At 37.7% G+C, this 1,917-nt stretch carries 2 protein-coding genes and 1 pseudogene; 2 read left to right on the forward strand and 1 reads right to left on the reverse strand.

The features are described 5' to 3' along the window. Positions 1–105 (forward strand): annotated as a pseudogene (locus tag HLH16_RS15475) (IS5/IS1182 family transposase); the annotation flags it as partial. 281 nt (positions 106–386) lie between these two features. On the opposite strand, the gene HLH16_RS15480 reads toward HLH16_RS15475, so the two are convergent. After that, positions 387–581 (reverse strand): DUF3565 domain-containing protein, encoded by a 195-nt coding sequence (locus HLH16_RS15480; RefSeq protein ID WP_171529989.1) that lies wholly within the window; start codon positions 579–581, stop codon positions 387–389. Positions 582–698: 117 nt separating this feature from the next. Here HLH16_RS15480 and gshB point away from each other — a divergent pair, with 117 nt between their 5' ends. Then, positions 699–1,640, forward strand: a complete 942-nt coding sequence (gene gshB, locus HLH16_RS15485) for a glutathione synthase (RefSeq protein WP_171529990.1) — start codon at positions 699–701, stop codon at positions 1,638–1,640. The last annotated feature ends 277 nt before the right edge of the window (positions 1,641–1,917 follow it).

The raw sequence follows: 1,917 nt of genomic DNA on the forward strand, positions 1-1,917 counted from the left end.
ACCTTCAAAATCCTTGCTGAGCGTTATCGAAATAGAGGCAAAAGACTCGGTTTGAGATTCAATTTAATTGCTGGAATTTATAACCAGGAGCTGAGTAAAAAATGATTTATGAAAGAAGTCTATTAACTTATTCAAAAGTTTAATTTGGAATATTTTTATCATAAATTTTTAATGTTTTTTTGGGGTTTTCAAAGCATTTATATTTGAAACTCTTTAGATTAGAAATTCTGCCGATAAAATTTGACATCTGCTTATTATTTAAAGAGTTACTATAAATCTGTATAAATAAGTCATCTGGACAGATCATTTTTAAGCATTGCCGAATAAACTTACACTATCAAATGAGTCATAAATAACTCACTGAGCACCGATCACTTATACAAAACTTACTCAATTTGTTCATCACACTTCTTACATTCTAACATCACGCCAAACTTCTCTTTTCGTCCTTGCTCCGTGATCACCCAAGGGCGGTTTTGCCAGGGGGGATTATGCCGGACATGTTGCGCATGACCACAGGCTAGGTCTGCGACCCAATGACCTTCTTCATCCAAATGAAAACCAATAATTGATTGTTGCATTAACAGCTCCTTAAACCGCTTTATACAATCATATAAAAGCTTTACCAAAATTGAGAAAAAAGAAAGATTAAACTCCGTTATACTTTTCCCAATTTAAAAATACATGAGCAGATCGATATGCGCGTACTTGTTGTGATGGATCCCATCGAAAATGTAAATCTGAAAAAAGATTCCTCTATGGCGATGCTTTGGGCAGCCAGCCGTCGTGGACATGAGTTGGGTTATGCATTACAGCAAGATTTATATATCGAACAAGGGAAGGCATTTGGTTTAATTTCACCGTTGCAAGTGTTTGAAGACTACAACCATTATTATGAATTGGGTGAAAAGAAAAAAGAATCGATTGCAGATTATGACGTGGTATTGATGCGTAAAGACCCGCCGTTCGATATGAACTTTGTTTATACCACTTATATTCTGGAACAGGCAGAGCGTGAAGGTGCATGGATTATCAACAAACCGCAAAGCCTGCGTGACTGTAATGAAAAATTATTTGCCACCCAGTTCCCTGAACTTCAGGTTCCTACTTTAGTCACTTCACAAGAAAGTTTGATTCGCGAGTTTTTGAAAGAACATGTGGATGTGATTGTAAAACCACTTGATGGTATGGGCGGTACAGGCATTTTCCGTTTATATCAAGATGGTATAAATATTGGATCTACCATTGAAATGCTGACCAATAACGGTACCCGACCGATTATGGCGCAGCGTTATATCCCGGAAATTGTTGAGGGCGATAAGCGCATTTTGATGGTGAATGGCGAACCTGTACCTTACTGTTTGGCGCGTATTCCTCAAAATGGCGAAGTGCGTGGCAACTTGGCGGCAGGTGGTTTGGGTCAGGCACGTCCATTAAGTGAAAATGATAAAGCCATTGCTGCAAAAGTCGGGCCTTATCTCAGAGAAAAAGGTCTGGTTTTTGTCGGTCTGGATGTGATTGGTAATTACGTGACAGAAATCAATGTCACGAGCCCAACCTGTATTCGTGAAATTGATGATCAATTTGGGACATCTATTGCGGATGATTTATTTGATGTTTTAGAAGTAGGTCAAAAATAGATCAGGTTTGATCAATGAAATTAAAACTTTAGAAAGTAGGTAAACGATATGCGACAGAGCCTGCAGTAGTGCAAACCAAATAACGGTAAAAGTGACAATATACTTTTGCGTTTATTTAATGGAATCATTACGAAATAAAAAAGAGTCCAATTGGGGCACTGCTGTCCCACAATTTTTCATAAAAGGAGGCTCAATTGAGCTTCCTTTTGTTTTATCGGTATTTTATCGGGCATGAATAAAGCTTTTAAGGTTTTTCTCTCAAACAGATTTACTTGGA

This window comes from Acinetobacter sp. ANC 5378 (genome assembly GCF_013004315.1).
In the GTDB taxonomy this organism is placed as follows: domain Bacteria; phylum Pseudomonadota; class Gammaproteobacteria; order Pseudomonadales; family Moraxellaceae; genus Acinetobacter.

Coding starts and splice junctions, on each gene's coding strand:
- HLH16_RS15480 (WP_171529989.1), bottom strand. CDS start 581: ATGCAACAATCAATTATTGGTTTTCATTTGGATGAAGAAGGTCATTGG.
- gshB (WP_171529990.1), top strand. CDS start 699: ATGCGCGTACTTGTTGTGATGGATCCCATCGAAAATGTAAATCTGAAA.